This window comes from Eubacterium ramulus ATCC 29099, from assembly GCF_000469345.1.
GTDB lineage: Bacteria > Bacillota > Clostridia > Lachnospirales > Lachnospiraceae > Eubacterium_I > Eubacterium_I ramulus.
Genome location: NZ_KI271092.1, coordinates 19,818 through 39,002 on the forward strand (window position 1 = coordinate 19,818; position 19,185 = coordinate 39,002).

Here is a 19,185-nt window from a genome sequence, read left to right on the forward strand (position 1 = left end):
GGTAGCAAAAAACTATATAATGTATTGGGGGTATTTACAGTTAGTATAATAGCAAATCCCAGTAAATAAGTGTGCATAAAGTTCACAAATTTTGTTCATTGTTTTTATGCACTTTCGCCATTACCCGCAAGTAACCTTCTCCGCATTTTACGGAAATATCGCACAAACCATGGTGCATTTCCACAAATTCTTACTCAGCAGACGCTTCTACAGTTTTTTCCTCAAATAACGCCTCGAACTCATCACGGTTGATTTTTTCTTTTTCCAGAAGCAGTTCTGCACAACGATGCAGCACATCCTCATGCTCACGGATCATCTGACGTGCTTTTGCGTAACACTCATCCACGATCCGTTTGATCTCGCCATCAATTCTGGTAGCCACTGTCTCGCTGTATCCTCTGGTGTGTCCCAGATCTCTTCCGATAAAGACTTCCTCCTCATCGTCATAGCAGATCAGTCCCACATCTTCAGACATTCCGTACTTGGTAACCATAGACTTCGCCAGAGAAGTAGCCTGCTTGATATCCTGGGATGCGCCTGTAGTGACATCCTCAAAAATCAGTTCTTCCGCCACACGACCGCCAAGATCTACGATGATTTCCTGAAGCATCTGTCCCTTTGTATGGAACATTTCGTCTTTTTCCGGCAGCGGCATGGTATAACCTGCGGCTCCCACGCCTGTCGGGATAATGGAAACTGTATAAACCGGCCCCACATCCGGAAGCAGATGGAACAGAATCGCATGACCAGCCTCATGGAATGCTGTAATTCGTTTTTCCTTATCTGTAATAATGCGGCTCTTTTTCTCGGCACCGATACCTACTTTGATAAATGCTTTCTTGATATCATTCTGGCAAATGTACATCCGCTGATCTTTTGCTGCAATAATGGCAGCTTCGTTCAGCAGGTTTTCCAGATCTGCACCGGTAAATCCTGCCGTAGTCTGGGCAATCTGTTTCAAATCCACATCATCTGCCAGCGGTTTGTTTTTCGCATGAACGGAAAGGATCTGTTCACGACCGCCCACATCTGGACGCCCCACATATACTTTACGGTCAAACCGGCCCGGACGCAGCAATGCCGGATCAAGAATGTCCACACGGTTCGTTGCTGCAATAACGATGATGCCCTCATTGATACCAAAACCGTCCATCTCTACCAGCAGCTGGTTCAATGTCTGCTCACGCTCATCATGTCCGCCGCCCATACCGGTTCCACGTCGGCGTCCGACTGCATCGATCTCGTCAATAAATACGATACACGGTGCATGTTTTTTGGCTTCTGCAAACATATCGCGGACACGGGAAGCACCGACACCGACAAACATTTCCACGAAGTCAGAACCGGAGATAGAGAAGAACGGTACTCCCGCCTCACCGGCTACTGCCTTTGCGATCAATGTTTTTCCGGTACCCGGAGGTCCCACTAACAGAACACCTTTCGGAATACGTGCCCCGAGTTTTGTATATTTGCCCGGATCCTTCAGGAAATCAACCATTCCTTCCAGTTCCTCTTTTTCTTCATTCAGACCTGCTACATCTTTGAAACGGACTTTCACATTCTCGCCCATGGTCAGCGTCGCACGGTTTTTACCGAAATTCATCATCTTGGAATTACCGCCGCCTCCGGCCTGCGCATTCATACTCATGATAAAGAAAATGAGAATACCTGCCATCAGCAGGGTCGGTAAAATCTGTACTATCCAATTTTCACCCGGCACATCTTTCAGTGTATAATTGTCAAAATCTGCCTCTTTCAGTGTTTCCTGAATAACCCCTACATCCGATACATTCATCAGTTCGCGGGTTCCATCCTTCAGCAGAATCGTCACCGTACCGGTAGGAACTTCCTCGTTCTGTTTGATCACGATGGAATTGATCTTGTCATCCTCCAGTGCCTGCTCAAATTCTGCCTGTGTGCAGGTATTTGTTCCGATTCCCCTGGAAGCGAAAGAATACCAGCCCAGAATGATGACCAGGAAAATCACCACATACAATCCAAGGCCTCTAAAATTATGTTTCAATTTCAAAGTTCCTCTCTTTCTATTCAAATTCCACAACACCGACATACGGAAGGTTGCGGTATCTCTGTGCATAATCCAGGCCGTATCCTACGACAAACTCATCCGGAATCTCATAGCCGATGTAATCTACCGGCACATCTACCACACGGCGGGATGGTTTGCTCATCAGTGTGCACAGACGCACGGTTTTGGCTCCACGGCTCTTTAAGTTCTCTACCAGATAGCTTAATGTACGACCGGAATCAATGATATCCTCCACGATCAGCACGTTCTCACCTATAATGGAATCATCCAGATCTTTGATGATACGCACAATACCGGATGACTCTGTACCGTCACCGTAACTGGACACGGACATAAAATCAATAAAAACCGGGACGGTGATACGTTTTGCCAGTTCACACGCAAAAAAGCTTGCGCCTTTTAAAATACAAATGATTTTCACCGGTTCACCCTTCATATCTGCACTGATCTGTGCTCCCAGTTCTTTAATCTTTTCGTTTACCTGTTCTTCTGAAAACATCACACGAATTTTTTCACTCATTTTTTTCTTCTCCTCCATTGACGCACATGGACAGAATGCGTTTTGTCTCCTGTGTTATTTTATATGCCTCACTGATCCGCATCCCGACAACCCAGATGATCTCTTTTCCGTCTGCCAGAAGCACCAGTGAATCCCGCTGATTCTGCGGGATTTTGCTGTCAATCAGATAATCTTTCAGTTTCTTATGACCGCCTCCGGATTGCACCTGGATCCGGTCTCCGGGACGGCGTGTTCTTATCTGAACAGTATTTTTAATTTTATCATAATCAAACCATTTCGTATATGTTTTTTCCGGAATTTGTTGAAAATTTCCATCAAAAGGAAGTAATTCAGCGGTTATTTCCAGTCCGTTAAACTGCTGTGTCATACCGGAGATATCCAGTGTCTGCACCGGAATCACTCTGTCACTTTCTTTTCCGTCACCCTTCTGCTCTGTCTTTCGTATATTCCCGGATATCTTTTCTGTATAATCTGTATTTTCAGCATGATTGCTTGCCCCTTGTGGGTTACGCAGATTCTTTGTATTCTTTCTCTTCAGATAAATCTCATCATAACCGGCTTCTGCCCGCATCTGGTAAGGAAGGTCACTTTGTTTTCCAACCTGTGCGGCAAACAGTGCCTGCACCTGTTCCACATGCAGCGCCGTGATATCCTTACGGCTGCCTGCCAGTTCCCCAAGCAGCCGCTGCAGGAGATTTCTCTGCAGCACACCGGGAAGATCTGCAAACCCACTGCGCCGGATCCGGATTTCCTGTGGATGCTCTGCCTCCGGCACATATTGGATCAGATGTGCCCCTGCTTCCCAGGCTGCCGCATCCAGATAAGCACATACTTCTTCCATATAGCCTGCCGTCCGCACCATATGCGGAACTGCTGCAGAATTGATCTGACGAAGCTGCGGCAGCACCTGACTGCGAATCCGGTTTCTGCTCAGGTTTTCATCCAGATTTGTGCTGTCTGTCCGGTAATCCTGGTCAAAATCCTGCAACAATTTTTCAATTTCTTCTCTGGTCAGACATAATAATGGCCGGATCAGTGTGGCTTCCACCTGTTCCAGCTTACGCACCGGCACGATACCACACAGTCCCCGGATGCCGGTTCCCCTGCTCAGATGAAATAGCAGCGTCTCCGCACAATCATCTCCGTGATGGGCCACCGCCAGACGATTTGCCCCCAGCTGCCTGCATGCCGCATAAAAGCTTTCATACCGCAGATCCCTGGCTGCCTCCTCCAGAGACTGATGCCGTGCACCGGCCCGGCCCGGAGCATCCACAGAAAAGGACAGCAGCGGAACTTCCAATGCCGCACACAGTTCTCTGACAAATGCTGCATCTGACAGGCTCTCCGCGCCCCGTATGCCATGCTCTACATGCACAGCCGACAGGGAAAATCCCATGCACTCCCGCAACTCACACAACACCCGCAGAAGACAGACAGAATCCGCTCCGCCGGACACTCCGGCCACGACATGATCTCCATTTTCTATCATATGATATTGTTCCATAAATATTTGTATTTTCTTTTGCATTCTTCTCTCCGTTCGCTACCGGCTCCAGATTCCGGCAGTCAGCACCGTCATATCGTCCCGGACACGGCCACCGGTATAGAGCAGCACCTGTTCCAGTACCAGTCTGGAAAACTCTGCCGCATTGTTTGTATCAATTCCACGGATCACCTCGCAGATGGTTTCTCCCGCATCCCGGACGTGCAGATGCTCCAGCACGCCATCCGTTACCATAATGACAAAATCTCCGTCTGCCAGCTGTTCCGTCACCTTCGGTACCTGCTGTCCCACAAACACCCCTACCGGCATGCTCTTCTGTGTGACCATCCGCACCTCTTTTCCATGACGGATAAACGTCGTGGCGGCACCAATTTTGTAAAACGCCGCCTCTCCACTGTCCAGATCCAGCCGCATAAGATCCACAGTAGAAAACAGATTATGTTCTCCATGGGTCACCATGGCGGAATTCATCATGCGCAGTGCCGTATCCGGCAAAAAACCGGCTTCCATGAATTTCTCTATTAAATCTATCACCATTTCACTCTCTTTACAAGCTGCATAACCACTTCCCATACCATCGGATACAGCCATGACACAGCAGCCGTTATCCAACATCTGAAAAGAGAAATTATCTCCGGACACCTGCTCGTCCTCCCGCACGGCACGCGCCACACCGTATCCGGCCGTCAGGCGGCTGTTCTCACAAAATATCAGTGACTGTGATTCTGTCCCCAGCAATGCCTTACTGTCTTTCGCCGGTGCAAATCCCCGTCCGCTGACACCACTGATTAGTCTGGCCATTTCCCGGACAGATATACACTTGCTGCCCCTGGTTCTTCCCTGAAACAGCACCTGCCATTTTCCATGACTGTTCTCCAGGATCCTCAGCTGCTCCACCAGCACTCCCAACTCCTTCCAGGCATAACGCATGGATGCTGTAATTTTGCCTTCCTTCGCTGTCACATCCGTCTCTTCATTCGCGCAGTCCTCCATAATATATGCCATGGCATCGAGTTGCTGTGCGATCACATCCCGGTTTTCCTGTAACCGGTTATACCAGGCCATATTCAAATGCGCTTTTTCAAATACCAGCTGTACCTGTTCGATCAGATCTTCCCGATACGGACAGTATTCCCCCAACTCGGTGGCACGCTCCTGCACATCTGTCTCCCTGCCCCGCTGCAGTGCCTGCAGAAACCGGTACAAGATCTGATACATCGGCATAGTATCCTCTTCCCAGCAAATCGCACACTGATTACAGGACGCACAGATCCGCCCCGTCACCTCCGTCTGCATCCGTCCCAGTTCCTCTGCGGAAAAATCCTCTTTGTATCGGTTCATTTTCCGAAACGTACGGGACAGTTTTTCAAAAGATTCCGCATACTCATTCAGACGCCGGCCACCCGGTGCATACATAACCACCGGCATCTCACTCCGGGGCTCCCAGTCCGGGATCATCATAACCAGCCGACTCACCACATAGATAAAGCCGGTCACCAGAATGCCTTCGCAAATGCGGATCACAAGCCCGGAGGTCCCCGGCAGATGCAGTCCGTTCCAACACAGTCCAACCACTACCGTAACACCGCCACACAATGCTCCCGCCACATGGGTACGGCAATGCCCTGTATACTGTTCCAGCCCCCACACCAGTGCCGCACTCAATAATATAACCAGTGCATATTTGACCATCACAGACACCGGTGCCAGGATCAGCAGACCACAGATACTGCACAGAAATAACAGACTGCGGTTCACACCACATACAAATCCCGTCATAAAAAGTGCCGGAACCAGCGGATATACTCCCGCCAGCTGAAACTGTGGCGACAACAGCGCTGCCATACACACCAGCATATGTTTCAGATTAAAATTGAATCGTCTCATTTTACATTCCTCCCTGATTTTGTTTCATTCAAGAATCTTCAGGAAGTAATTCTACGTCCGGCACCGTAAAATCTTTGTCAAATACCTGTTCGTTTTTCCGAAACATTTCGTCAAAATTCTTTCAAGGATGGAACATTTCATCGAATGGATGCACTTCATGTTTTTTAACCAAAGAGTGGATGTACTTCATGTTTTTTACCAAGAGAATCCTCCTGCGTTCAATTCCAACGCTTCCTTTCATTTATTCTTTTCAGCGTCACCCCACACAACAGCAAAAGCCACGGAACAATATTCCATGGCTTCTTAGTATTGATAAGTATTGAATAAATCATTTTTCTTTAAATACAATCTCGTCCGGATAGGTCATGCCAAGTTTTGATTTGGCTGTATCCACAATGTACTGGTCAGACCCAACATATGCTTCCTTTTCCTGAAGCTCCGCGGAACGCTCCTGCTCATCCTTCAGCTGCGCCTGTTTGGTCTTCTCATCCTGTTTGTAACCTTCATTAACCTGATATAAATGTCCGATCTGCACGGACATGATCAGTGTCAAAACAACTACCATGCAGGAAATACAAATTTTACCTGTTCTATTTTTACTTTTCTTTCTTTGTTTCATTTTACGCATCTGCAATCTGTCCTCTAACTAAATCCTGCTGCGGAGTGGATATTAACAGAACCATTACATTCCATATACAATCCAACTCTGTCCTTCTAAAGCTTATATAAACCCATTTTAACTGCTTTCCACAATTTTTTCAATCGTTTTTTTACATATCTGTTTCTTTTTTTACAAATTCGCCTCAAACACTGTGCACATTTACCAACGGGGCACACCATAATTTTGACAGGTTTCATAATCCCTCGAAAAAAATGCCTTGCACCACCACACAATCTCTGAAGCAGAAAGGTTCCACCCTTCACCACACCCCGGCTGAACAGCCTTCCATACAGCAGCATGCCGAGAAACATGGCCAGGATCACAAATCCCCGTACCTTGCCATCGTCCTCCTGATACAGAAATTGAAACAGCACAAAAGCACTGAGCACCCAGAAAAACATATCTTCCACTGCGATCCAGACAACGCCATGTGCTGCCACTCTGCGGAAAATCCGGATCAGATCATACACCAGCAGCATACAGCAGCCAAAGAGCACCGCCTGTCCAAACAGCTGCACCTGATGTAGGATCTGCACACTGCTCATTATTTAAACAGCCGCCCCAGCAGCGACTCCCCCTGGGATCCTTTTCCTTTGTTGACGTCAGAATACTGGATGGAATCAATTTTTCCAGACAGATCCACCTCGCCTTTTTCCAGAGTCAGCCGGTTCACATGCAGATCGATCCCCCGGATCATCAGCATCCCCATCTCTGTTTCCAGTAAAATCTCATTAACATCAAAGGACAAGATATCCGATATTCCATTTAACGCACAGGTGCCGCGATTTGTCAAAATGACCCTGTGCTGTCTTGATGCCTGTCTCTCTTCCATATAAAAAACCTCCCTTACTGTTTCCAGTATATGGGAGGTTCTATAAAAATATGACTCCTGTTCCGGCTTATAAATAGCGGAACATTTCCTTTGCTTCTTCCTTTCGGGAAGTATCTGTCACAACCAGAACTTCTGCTCTGACAGATTTGTTTCCAAATGCGATTTCAATGATATCACCGACTTTTACATCCTGGGATGCTTTCGCCACTCGGCTGTTGACCATAACTCTTCCTGCATCACAGGCTTCATTGGCAACAGTACGCCGCTTGATCAGACGGGATACCTTCAGATATTTATCTAATCTCATCTTGATTCTCCTAGTAGAAAGGGGCCTGTCCCGGTTCGGAACGGCCCCAATTATCATTTACATTACAGTAAGTGAAACAATCACTGATTATGCGTTTACGATATCTTTTAATGCTTTACCAGCTTTGAATTTCGGAGATTTGGAAGCCGGGATCACGATATCCTTTCCTGTCTGTGGATTTCTTCCTGTTCTCTCAGCACGCTCAGCTACTTCAAAAGTACCAAATCCTACTAACTGGATCTTGTCACCGTTTTTTAAAGTATCTGCTACAACATCTGTGAATGCTGCTAAAGCTTTCTCTGCATCTTTTTTGGATAATTCAGCTTTCTCTGCGATTGCTGCAACTAATTCTGTTTTGTTCATTATAAGTTCCTCCTATAGAACGAAAAAATGTCCGTTTTTTATTTTATTATAGACTATTTATACTTGTTTTCCCTGTATTTGTCAAGGAAAACAGGTCACACAGCCGATATTCGTTAGTGCTCATATGCACCATCAGCCTAACATCGGCTCTACGATAGCCATAACTGCTGCGCCAAGCTCTGCTGCTTTTGCATCTGCTGCTTCCATGCTGTCTGCTTTGACACCATAGTAGAATTTCAGTTTTGGCTCTGTACCTGACGGGCGGAAACATACCCATGCCGCATCCGGAAGTTCATAATACAGTACGTTGGAATTCGGCAGACCCGTCGGTGTCACTGCACCTGTCTCCAGATCTGTGATCGTATCCTTCTTGTAGTCTCTTGCTTTCAGCACTTTGTGTTCACCGATCTGAGCCGGTGTATTATCGCGCAGAGTTGTCATGATCTCCTGGATTTTGGCAAGTCCTTCAATACCCTTTAAGGTAATGGCTTTTACATCATCTTTGTAATAGCCGTATTTCTCATAGAGATCCAGCATCGCATCCCACAGAGTCTTGCCCTGGGTCTTATAGTATGCTGCAGCCTCACATAATGCCATGGAAGCAACCACTGCATCTTTATCACGGCAATATGTACCAGGCAGACATCCGTAACTTTCTTCCATTCCGAAGAGATATGTGCCGTTTCCTTTTGTTTCAAACTCCAGCATTTTCTGACCGATAAACTTGAAGCCGGTCAGAACTTCATACAGTTTTACACCGTAGTCTGCCGCAATGGCATCTGCAAGATTGGTGGAAACGATGGATTTTACAAAAGCACCGTCTGCCGGAAGTCCCTGTTTTTCTTTTCTCTGGCTGATCTCATATGCACCGATCAGGCATCCGGACATATTTCCGGTCAGGGAATGATATTCGCCGGTTTTGCTGTCTTTTACATATACGCCGAGACGGTCAGCATCCGGATCTGTTGCCAGCACCAGATCAGCATCCAATTCTTTTGCCATGCCAAGTCCCAGTGTGAAAGCTTCTGCCGCTTCCGGATTCGGATAACTTACGGTAGGGAAATTGCCATCCGGAAGTTCCTGCTCCGGAACCACATAGACGTGCTTGAAACCAAGCTCTTTTAATACACGGCGAACCGGGATATTTCCGGTACCGTGAAGTGGTGTATATACAATCTTCAGGTCATCTGCTACTGCATTGATGGCATCCTGATTCAATACCAGCTTCTTTAACTCAGCAATGTACGGATCATCAATGTTTGCACCGATCACTTCATACAGACCTGCTGCCACTGCGTCCTCTTTGGACATCGTCTTTGTCGTTGCATAATCTGTCACAGCTTTTACTTCTGCCATGATGCCGCCGTCGTGTGGCGGTGTGATCTGTGCACCGTCCTCCCAGTATACTTTGTAACCATTGTATTCCGGCGGATTGTGGCTTGCAGTCACATTGATTCCGGCTGTACATCCCAGGTAACGGACTGCATAAGACAGCTCCGGAGTCGGACGAAGGCTCTCAAAAATGTATGCTTTGATACCGTTCGCTGCCAGACATAAAGCTGCTTCATTTGCAAATTCCGGGGACATTCTTCTGGAATCGTATGCAATGGCAACACCCTTTGCCTGTGCGCCTACTTTAATAATATAATTTGCCAGTCCCTGTGTCGCCTTACGAACTGTGTATACATTCATACGATTAGTTCCGGCACCGATGACACCTCTTAAACCGGCTGTACCAAATTCAAGATCCATATAAAAACGATCTTCAATCTCTTTCTCATCATTTGCAATGCTTCGCAATTCTTCTTTTGTATCCTCATCAAAATACGGATTGCTCAGCCAGGATTCATATGCTTCTCTGTAACTCATGATCGAACCTCCTGCGTTTCATTCATTGATATTTTGTAATATCAGCATTGATCATCCTATCATGAACAGCATCAGTTCATGATCAATACCCGTCAATCATTATATCACACTAATTGCCAAATGGAAACTGCTTTTCTCGGCGTTTTCCGCCACGTTTCGACCTGATTTATACACATTGAAGCAGTTACAGATGTACCTTATATCTCTCATTTTCCGATCAGCCACACCAAGCTCTGAGGGCATGGAGGAACTGGCTGCGCGCACGGTTCTGCCGGATCTCCCGGTACAGCTTTTCATAATTCTGCCCCGAATCCCATACCTTTCTGCTACAATAATAGCGATTCGCGATCTTCCAGAATTTTTCCGGATATGCGAGCCGGTAATACAGCCCCCGCAGATCCTGTTCGCTCAGCGGATGTATCCGGCAGTATTCCCGGATCAGCTCCATGCCAAGCTGCCGGTTCCAGTCATTTTTCTCCAGAATCTTGCGCAAAAATTTACCCACGTCCGTAATCTGTGCTCCCACATGGGCATGTTCCATCTGGATCAGGGCCGGTCCGTCGGAAGTGAACAGGATATTGTGCTGATTCACATCTCCGTGGCAGACACCAGTGGTATAGCCGCCATCCTGTTCCGGATATCGCTGCAGAAATTCTACCACCTCCGCAGACTGCCGCGCAAATGCTTCATAGCATTCCAGATACAGACGCTCAAATTTACTCTTATTGTTCCGCTTCAGGATGTACTTGCGGATATGCTTCAATTCCCGGTTGTGCCGCACATATTCTTCCCCAAGCTTTGTCATTTCTTCCTCTGCGCTTTCCTCCTCCGTTTGTTCCACCCCACTTTCGGAACAGCACCGGTGAAAATCCGCCAGAAAGGAAACCGTTTCCAACAGTTCCGTCCGGTTTTTCACCTCACACTCCCGCCCCCGTACCCAGCGATGAAACGTGTACGGAATCCGATCCGGTCCTTCCGTAATCAGGCTGCCATCCTTGTTTTTCAACATAGAATCACACAGGATTCCCTGCTGCTCCAGACAGATTCCCAGCCAATATAAAAACTCCGCCTTCTGTGCGGAGCCAAAATATTCCTTTAATGCGAACAGACCCTGTTTCGCTTCGCAGATCAGAAGCCCACGCCCTTTGTAAAATTTTTCAATCTCCGGTTCCTGTTGTTCCAGTACCTGTTCCACCTGATAATACATAAAAACACCCCTTTATACGATAAATGTCTGCTAAACAACCGTTAGCCCTTGTTTATCATATGAAGAGGTGTTGTTATTTATGCTTTGAAGTACCAGGCAAGCAATACTTCCTTCTCATTCAATTCCGGTTCTTCCAGAACTTTCTCCAGCATCTGATGCAGAATTTCTCCGATCTCTTTTCCGGGCTGAATACCTCGGGCAATCAGATCCGAGCCGTTCACTGCCAGTTCCTTTAAGGACAGACACTGCTCTTTTTCCATAATCTGCTGATACATATGCTCATACCGGTCGACATACAACAGTTTTTCCTGCTGCAGAAAACTGCTCTGTGCCAGAATATCCGCCCGTTTTACCTCAAACAATTCCGGATACTGTTCTGTACCGTTCCGGTAGATTGCCCGGCGGACACTTCTGCCTTGCAGCGGTGGCCGGTCATCGTGTGCCCGCACCAGCGCCATTACCCGGTGGATCGTATCATTGTCGAACTTCAGTCTGCGAAGGATCTTGCGGCTCATCTCTGCTCCCACCTGTGGGTGTCCGTGAAAATGATGGATCCCGTTCTCATCCTCGGTGCGGCAGACCGGTTTCGCCACATCGTGAAGCAACATAGTCAGACGCAGCACTTTATCTGCCCGGATATACTGCATGGAACGGATCGTGTGCTCGCCCACAGTATAGATATGATGCGGGTTATGCTGTTCCGTCTCCATCATGGTGCAAAACTCCGGCAGAATCATTGCCGCGATTCCGGTGTCATAGACGTTCTGCATTTCCTCCGGATGATCCGATGTCACCAGTTTTACCAGTTCCACCTGGATCCGCTCCGCACTGATCTTTTCCAGATTTCCGCACATGTCACGGATGGCCTGTTCTGTCCGCTCCTCAATGGCAAAACCAAGCTGTGCTGCAAAACGGACTGCACGGAGCATACGCAGTGCATCCTCCGAAAAACGTTCTGTCGGTTCTCCCACGCATCGGATCCGCTTTGCGTTCAGATCTGCAATACCATCAAAGGCATCCACCAGACCGGTCTCATCGTTGTATGCCATTGCATTGATGGTAAAATCCCGGCGTTTCAAATCTTCCAGCAGATTGGAAGTAAAAATCACGTCTTTCGGATGGCGTGCATCCTCATATTCGCCGTCAATACGGTAAGTAGTGACCTCAAATCCTTCCTTATCCATCAAAACTGTCACGGTACCATGCTGGATCCCGGTGTCCACGGTTCGTGGAAAAATCGCCTTCACCTGATGCGGTTTGGCAGATGTCGTAATATCCCAGTCTCCGGGGGTACGTCCAAGGATACTGTCTCGGATACAGCCGCCCACAGCATAAGCATCATAACCATGTGCTTTCAGCTCAGCAATGACGGTCTTTACTTTTTCCGGTAACTCGATCTTCATAGGCACCCTCCTTTAAGCAGACATACTAAAAATGACTGTTTTTAATATGCTTTGCCCCAGTATACCAGTTTTTTCGCCGGTTTTCCACAACATACGCATACATCAGAAATATGTTCCTGATCGTTGAACGGCATACATCTGGACGTAGCAGCGGTCTCTTCTTTGATCTTGTCCTCGCAGGCACGGTCACCACACCACATACCACGGATGAATCCCGGTTTGTTCTCAACAGCATCACAGAATTCCTCATAATTGTGTGCATCTGTGATATGAGCATCACGATGTGCTTTTGCACGTTCAAACATATCTTTCTGAATCGTCTCTAATAACTCCGGAACTTTCGTTTCTACTTCATCCAGAGATACGACTACTTTTTCGCGAGTATCACGACGGACCAGTACACACTGATTGTTCTCGATATCTTTCGGTCCTAATTCCACACGAAGCGGGATACCACGCATCTCCTGCTCGGAGAATTTCCATCCCGGACTCTTATCGGAATCATCTAATTTCGCACGGCATACTTTTCCCAAACGTGCCTGTACTTCCTGTGCTGTATCCAGAACGCCTTCTTTTCTCTGCTGGATCGGAATAACCATTACCTGGGTCGGTGCAATGTGCGGCGGCAGAACCAGACCGGAATCATCACCGTGAACCATGATGATCGCACCGATCAGACGGGTCGTCATACCCCAGGATGTCTGATGTACATACTGTAACTTATTCTCTTTATCTGTATACTGGATACCAAATGCTCTTGCAAATCCATCCCCAAAGTTGTGGCTGGTTCCTGACTGCAGTGCTTTTCCGTCATGCATCAGTGCCTCGATGGTGTAAGTAGCCTCAGCACCTGCAAATTTTTCTTTCTCGGTCTTCTGTCCGCGGATTACCGGCATAGCCAGCACTTCTTCACAGAAGTCTGCATACAGGTTCAGCATCTGTACGGTACGTGCCTCAGCTTCCTCGGCTGTTGCATGCGCTGTATGTCCTTCCTGCCATAAGAACTCTCTGGAACGAAGGAACGGACGGGTCTCTTTCTCCCATCTTACTACAGAACACCACTGGTTATATACCTTTGGCAGATCGCGGTAAGACTGGATATCATTTTTATAGAAATCACAGAATAATGTCTCAGATGTCGGACGCACACAAAGACGTTCCTGCAGTGGGTTTAATCCACCATGTGTTACCCATGCCACTTCCGGTGCAAATCCTTCTACATGATCTTTCTCTACGTTCAGAAGGCTCTCCGGAATAAACATCGGCATATATACATTCTCTACGCCGGTCTCTTTGAAACGGCGGTCAAGCTCTTTCTGGATGTTCTCCCAGATCGCATATCCTGCCGGTTTGATGACCATGCATCCTCTAACACTGGAATAATCGGTTAATCCAGCTTTTTTTACTACATCTGTGTACCACTGTGCAAAATCCACATCCATGGATGTAATGGCTTCTACTAATTTTTTGTCCTTTGCCATAACGATATCTCCTTTTCTCAAAATAATTATTTCCTGTAAGGTCAAAAAACGCCGGAATCCCAGTCCACATAGGGACCGGAACTCCGGCGGTACCACCCTGCTTATATACGTGACTTTCTCACACGCATATCCACTCAAAAACCGTTAACGCCGGTACTACGTCGTACTCCTCGCACGAAGCTCAGGGCCCGGTTCCAGATGTTCCAAACAAGGATGTCTCAGCTTTAGTGCCACTGCACTAACATCCTCTCTCTGTAGAATCTTCCACCTGTACTATCTCCCGTCTCAGCCAATATCTCTCAATAAATTATAGAACGGATCAGTCGTTATTTTAAGTGAATTCAGCGGGAATGTCAAGGGGCTTGAAGAATCCTCTCTGCATTTTCCACCCGTTCTTTTTCCGGTGGTCTGATGCCCTCCAGCGGATATGGAACTCCAAGTTTTTCCCATTTGAATACGCCTAACGTATGATACGGAAGAACTTCGACCCGCTCCACATTGTTCAGCGTATGGATAAAATCTGCCAGACGGTGCAAATACTCATCCTTATCGTTCCGCTCCGGTACAAGGACATGACGGATCCACACCGGTTTTCCCATATCCGACAATTCCCGCGCCATAGCAAGGATATTGTCGTTTGGCTGACCGGTCAGTTCCAGATGACCTTCCGGATCAATATGCTTGATATCCAGTAAAATCAAATCTGTATACTGCATCAGTGCTTTCCATTTGGAATAAAAAGGCTCTTTTTCAGTAAATGGATTTCCGCTGGTATCCAAGGTGGTGTGAATTCCCCTTTCCTTCGCCTTGCGGAACAGTTCTGTCACAAAATCAATCTGAAGCAGCGGTTCTCCCCCACTTACAGTAATACCGCCCTTCTGTTTCCAGTAAGTGCGGTATCGACAGGCTTTTTCCAAAAGCTGATCTGCTGTGTATGGCTGCCCGCCCGCCATATCCCAGGTATCCGGGTTATGGCAGAACTGGCAGCGCATGGCACAACCGGAAAGGAAAATCACATAACGTACTCCCGGCCCGTCCACGGAACCGAAACTTTCCAGGGAATGCACGTAACCTGTGATGTTTTCCATATTTTCCTCCTTACAGCTGCGTATGGCAGGTACGTGAGATTACATCCATCTGCTGCTCTCTTGTCAGATCGATGAATTTTACTGCGTATCCTGATACACGGATGGTGAAGTTTGCGTACTCTTCTTTCTCCGGATGCTCCATAGCATCGATCAGCTTCTCTACGCCGAATACGTTTACGTTCAGGTGATGTGCACCCTGGTCAAAGTATCCGTCGAGAACATTTACCAGATTGTCTACACGTTCCGCTTCATCATGTCCCAGAGCACCCGGGTTGATGGTCTGTGTATTGGAGATACCATCCAGTGCTTCTTCATATGGAAGTTTTGCAACAGAGTTCAGGGATGCTAATAATCCGTTCTGCTCTGCGCCGTAGGATGGGTTTGCTCCCGGTGAAAGCGGAGCACCTGCTTTTCTTCCATCCGGAAGGGAACCGGTTGCTTTACCATATACAACGTTGGATGTAATCGTCAGGATAGATGTCGTAGGCTCAGAATCACGGTATGTATGGCAATATTTCAGTTTGCTCATGAATGTGCGCAGCAGCCATACAGCGATCTCATCTGCTCTCTCATCGTCGTTTCCGTATTTCGGGAAATCGCCGGTTGTCTCGAAGTCAACGGCAATTCCGCTCTCGTCACGGATTGTTTTTACTTTTGCATATTTAATCGCGCTCAAGGAATCTACTACATGTGAAAATCCTGCGATACCTGTTGCGAATGTACGACGTACATCGGTATCGATCAGCGCCATCTCAGCTGCTTCATAGTAATATTTATCATGCATGTAATGGATCATGTTCAGGGTACCTACATAGAGGTGAGCCAGCCAGTCCATCATTACATCATATTTTTTCATTACTTCATCATAATCAAGATACTCGGATGTGATTGGTGCATATTCCGGAGCTACCTGATCGTGAGTTTTCTCATCCATACCACCGTTGATTGCGTAAAGCAGGCATTTTGCAAGGTTTGCACGGGCACCGAAGAACTGGATCTCTTTTCCTGTCTCTGTGGCAGATACACAGCAGCAGATGGAGTAATCATCGCCCCATACCGGACGCATTACATCGTCGTTCTCATACTGGATGGAACTTGTCTCAACAGAAATATGAGCTGCATATTTCTTGAAGTTCTCCGGTAAGTGAGAAGAATATAATACCGTAAGGTTCGGTTCCGGAGCCGGTCCCATGTTTTCAAGTGTATGCAGGAAACGATAATCTGTCTTTGTAACCTGGTGACGGCCATCCATGCCGATACCTGCTACTTCCAGTGTAGCCCAAACCGGATCACCGGAGAACAGCTGGTTGTAGGACTCGATTCTTGCAAATTTTACCATACGGAATTTCATTGTCATATGGTCGATGAGTTCCTGTGCTTCTTCCTCTGTCAGAATGCCGTTTTTCAGATCTCTCTCGATATAAATATCAAGGAAGGTAGATACACGTCCAACACTCATGGCTGCACCATTCTGTGTCTTAACAGCTGCAAGGTATCCGAAGTATACCCACTGAACTGCCTCTTTCGCATTTTTAGCCGGCTGTGAAATATCATAGCCATAGATAGCAGCCATTTCTTTCATGCCTTTTAACGCACGGATCTGCTCTGCGATCTCTTCTCTTAACTGGAAGTCACCACGACGCATACCCTGACGGTTGGTTGCATCAAAATCTTTTTTCTTGAACTCGATCAGTTTGTCGATACCATACAGAGCTACCCTGCGGTAATCGCCAACGATACGTCCACGTCCATAAGTATCCGGAAGACCTGTTAAAATTTTGTTGTGTCTTGCAACTTTCATCTCCGGTGTATAAATATCAAATACTGCCTGATTGTGAGTTTTGTGGTATTTTGTAAAAATCTCATGAATTTTTTCACTTGGCTCATATCCGTACATTCTGCAGGATTCTTCAGCCATCTTAATTCCACCATACGGCATGAATGCACGTTTCAGCGGTTTATCTGTCTGCAGACCAACAACCTGCTCCAGATCTTTTAATTCTTCATCAATGTATCCCGGACCATAAGCTGTCAGGGAAGTAACAATTTCTGTCTCCATGTCCAGAACGCCGTTTTTTGCACGCTCTGCTTTCTGCAACTCCTGCAGTTTGCCCCACAGACGGTTTGTTGCATCTGTCGGTTCAGCCAGAAACTCCTCATCTCCATCATACTGTGTGTAGTTGTTCTGGATAAAGTCGCGGACATTTACTTCTTCTTTCCACAAACGTCCTTCAAAACCATTCCACTGTTCAAATTCCTTCATGATCGTCCTCACTTTCTGGTTAGTAACTATTAATCAATTCCACGGCAGTAGAATAGCAGAATTGTATGCAGAACACAACACCTTTTTGTTAATTTTTTATCACTATCAGCTTTTGTTTCAAGAAAAAAACAGCCCGAATCTACTTAAAAAAGTAAATTCAGGCTGAATTCCCTATATTTTCCTATCCCTATTGTGGTTCTACCAGTTTACTTCTGGTTTTTCTTGTTATTTTTTATCAATACTTCAAAGTCGTCCTAAAAATTCTCGTCGATGTAGTCTGCGATTGCCTCACCAGCCATACGTCCGGAGTTAATAGCAAATCCCATGGTGTTTCCGCACAGTGTAAAGTTATAACTATCACCATAGATGGTATTTGCATCAGATCCTGCACTGTAAAGTCCCGGAATCGGTTTCAGATTTGCATCCATTACTTCGCCGTATTTGTTGATTCTGACACCGCCTACTGTTCCATAAGCAGCAATGTAATATTTACCTACCAGGTAGCCGCCCTTACCTGTGATCGGATGCAGATACTCATGTTTTTTGTGGAACTGAGCATCGTATCCCTCATCACACATATCGTTGTAATCGTCCAGAGTCTCCTCCAGTTTGTCAGCGTCAATACCAAGTTTCTCAGCCAGCTCTTCGATGGAATCTGCGCGGATGAATCCGTCATATCCTTCTTCCTCTGCACGGTCAAACTCAGCATCAACTGCCAGGAATGCATCTTCCGGATGAACGATATCAAAGATATCCGGGCCATTTTTCTTGTAGTTTTTCAGGATTTTAGCATCCATGATGCAGTATCCGTAATTTCCAGGCTGAAGTGCCAGCGCATTACCTGTGTAAGTTGTGTTACCCATCATGCCCTCGTTCATGAAACGGTCACCGTTCTGGTTGATCAGAAGGTTTGGCTGACGAAGAACTGCGTCTAACAGGAACCAGTTCATATTGTCTTTTAACTGATAGATCATCTCGATATTTGCACCAAATTTCTGTGCACCGGCATCCCACATCATGTTCAGACCGTCACCGGTTGTACCCGGAACATTGAACGGGAAGTAGTTCTCCCAGAGGTCATAGCCAAAGTTTTCTTTGATCATCTCTTTGTTTGTACCAAATCCACCGGTTGCAACAACGACTGCTTTACCGCGAGCTTCAATCTCTTCACCGTTTTTATCAACTGCTTTTACACCAACGCATTTGCCGTCTTCCATGATCAGGCCGGTTGCCGGTGTCTCAAGGTAGATTTCAGCACCAAGTTCTTTTGCTTTCTCTGTCATTGCACGAACCATCGGTCCTGCTGCACGAGGTCCGATCACACCATTCTCCGGTTTTACAATATGCCATGTTGCCTCAGACTCTCTGAAGTAACGGAATGCGCCTGCGAACTCAACACCCATATCCTCCAGCCACTCGATGGTGTCTGCGGATTTATTGAAGTATGTCTGAACCAGATCGCTGTCTACACGGTAATGTGTATACTCCATATGTTTGTTCAGCGCTTCGTCTACTGTGATATCGCAGAATGCTTTTTTCTGGTATTTTGTACCGATACCCAGCGGTCCCATACCCATGTTTGCTGCTCCACCGGTTGTGTTGGATTTTTCAAATACGATTGCTTTCAGATCGTTCTCGCCTGCTGTGATTGCTGCCGCAAGGCCTGCAGGGCCGGCTGCTACTACAATTACATCTGCTTCCATTGTTTTCATAATGAAATACCTCCATAAAATTGTGTTATTGTGAATTCCTT

General features: G+C 46.8%; 16 protein-coding genes. All 16 read right to left on the reverse strand.

The window, feature by feature from the left end:
• Positions 1–190 precede the first annotated feature (190 nt).
• Complete coding sequence (gene ftsH / locus HMPREF0373_RS02495) at positions 191–2,023, reverse strand: ATP-dependent zinc metalloprotease FtsH (RefSeq protein WP_278244299.1); 1,833 nt, start codon at positions 2,021–2,023, stop codon at positions 191–193.
• Positions 2,024–2,042: 19 nt separating this feature from the next.
• Complete coding sequence (hpt, locus tag HMPREF0373_RS02500) at positions 2,043–2,567, reverse strand: hypoxanthine phosphoribosyltransferase (protein WP_022035929.1); 525 nt, start codon at positions 2,565–2,567, stop codon at positions 2,043–2,045.
• The gene (tilS, locus tag HMPREF0373_RS02505; protein ID WP_021738001.1) at positions 2,560–4,095 is read right to left on the reverse strand and encodes a tRNA lysidine(34) synthetase TilS; all 1,536 of its coding nucleotides are present in this window, start codon (positions 4,093–4,095) and stop codon (positions 2,560–2,562) included. The genes hpt and tilS overlap by 8 nt, the downstream gene beginning before the upstream one ends.
• Before the next feature lie 15 nt (positions 4,096–4,110).
• Positions 4,111–5,958, reverse strand: coding sequence for a SpoIIE family protein phosphatase (locus HMPREF0373_RS02510; protein WP_021738002.1), 1,848 nt, complete (start codon positions 5,956–5,958; stop codon positions 4,111–4,113).
• Between the two features lie 328 nt (positions 5,959–6,286).
• Complete coding sequence (locus tag HMPREF0373_RS02515; RefSeq protein WP_167618614.1) at positions 6,287–6,577, reverse strand: septum formation initiator family protein; 291 nt, start codon at positions 6,575–6,577, stop codon at positions 6,287–6,289.
• Between the two features lie 95 nt (positions 6,578–6,672).
• Positions 6,673–7,164, reverse strand: a complete 492-nt coding sequence (gene yabQ / locus HMPREF0373_RS15905) for a spore cortex biosynthesis protein YabQ (protein ID WP_021738005.1) — start codon at positions 7,162–7,164, stop codon at positions 6,673–6,675.
• Positions 7,164–7,451 carry a sporulation protein YabP gene (yabP, locus tag HMPREF0373_RS02525; RefSeq protein ID WP_021738006.1) on the reverse strand — a complete coding sequence of 96 codons (288 nt, stop codon included), beginning with the start codon at positions 7,449–7,451 and terminating at the stop codon, positions 7,164–7,166. Before yabP ends, yabQ begins: the two co-directional genes overlap by 1 nt.
• Positions 7,452–7,518: 67 nt before the next feature.
• Positions 7,519–7,758, reverse strand: a complete 240-nt coding sequence (locus HMPREF0373_RS02530) for an RNA-binding S4 domain-containing protein (protein ID WP_022035934.1) — start codon at positions 7,756–7,758, stop codon at positions 7,519–7,521.
• A gap of 87 nt (positions 7,759–7,845) precedes the next feature.
• On the reverse strand, positions 7,846–8,121 hold the full coding sequence (locus HMPREF0373_RS02535) for an HU family DNA-binding protein (protein ID WP_021738008.1): 276 nt from the start codon (positions 8,119–8,121) through the stop codon (positions 7,846–7,848).
• Between the two features lie 132 nt (positions 8,122–8,253).
• Positions 8,254–9,990 carry a phospho-sugar mutase gene (locus HMPREF0373_RS02540; protein WP_021738009.1) on the reverse strand — a complete coding sequence of 579 codons (1,737 nt, stop codon included), beginning with the start codon at positions 9,988–9,990 and terminating at the stop codon, positions 8,254–8,256.
• Positions 9,991–10,207: 217 nt separating this feature from the next.
• Positions 10,208–11,197 carry a phosphotransferase gene (locus tag HMPREF0373_RS02545; RefSeq protein WP_021738011.1) on the reverse strand — a complete coding sequence of 330 codons (990 nt, stop codon included), beginning with the start codon at positions 11,195–11,197 and terminating at the stop codon, positions 10,208–10,210.
• Positions 11,198–11,274: 77 nt separating this feature from the next.
• Positions 11,275–12,600 (reverse strand): CCA tRNA nucleotidyltransferase, encoded by a 1,326-nt coding sequence (locus tag HMPREF0373_RS02550; protein WP_021738012.1) that lies wholly within the window; start codon positions 12,598–12,600, stop codon positions 11,275–11,277.
• Between the two features lie 41 nt (positions 12,601–12,641).
• Positions 12,642–14,081, reverse strand: coding sequence for a proline--tRNA ligase (gene proS / locus HMPREF0373_RS02555; protein ID WP_022035936.1), 1,440 nt, complete (start codon positions 14,079–14,081; stop codon positions 12,642–12,644).
• Between the two features lie 353 nt (positions 14,082–14,434).
• Entirely contained in the window at positions 14,435–15,169 is a 735-nt protein-coding gene (gene pflA, locus HMPREF0373_RS02560; RefSeq protein WP_021738014.1) for a pyruvate formate-lyase-activating protein, read from the reverse strand.
• A 10-nt stretch (positions 15,170–15,179) separates the two neighbouring features.
• A complete protein-coding gene (gene pflB, locus HMPREF0373_RS02565; protein WP_021738015.1) occupies positions 15,180–17,432 on the reverse strand; it encodes a formate C-acetyltransferase in 2,253 nt (750 codons plus the stop codon).
• A 254-nt stretch (positions 17,433–17,686) separates the two neighbouring features.
• Positions 17,687–19,144, reverse strand: a complete 1,458-nt coding sequence (locus HMPREF0373_RS02570) for an FAD-dependent oxidoreductase (RefSeq protein ID WP_021738017.1) — start codon at positions 19,142–19,144, stop codon at positions 17,687–17,689.
• Between the last annotated feature and the right edge of the window lie 41 nt (positions 19,145–19,185).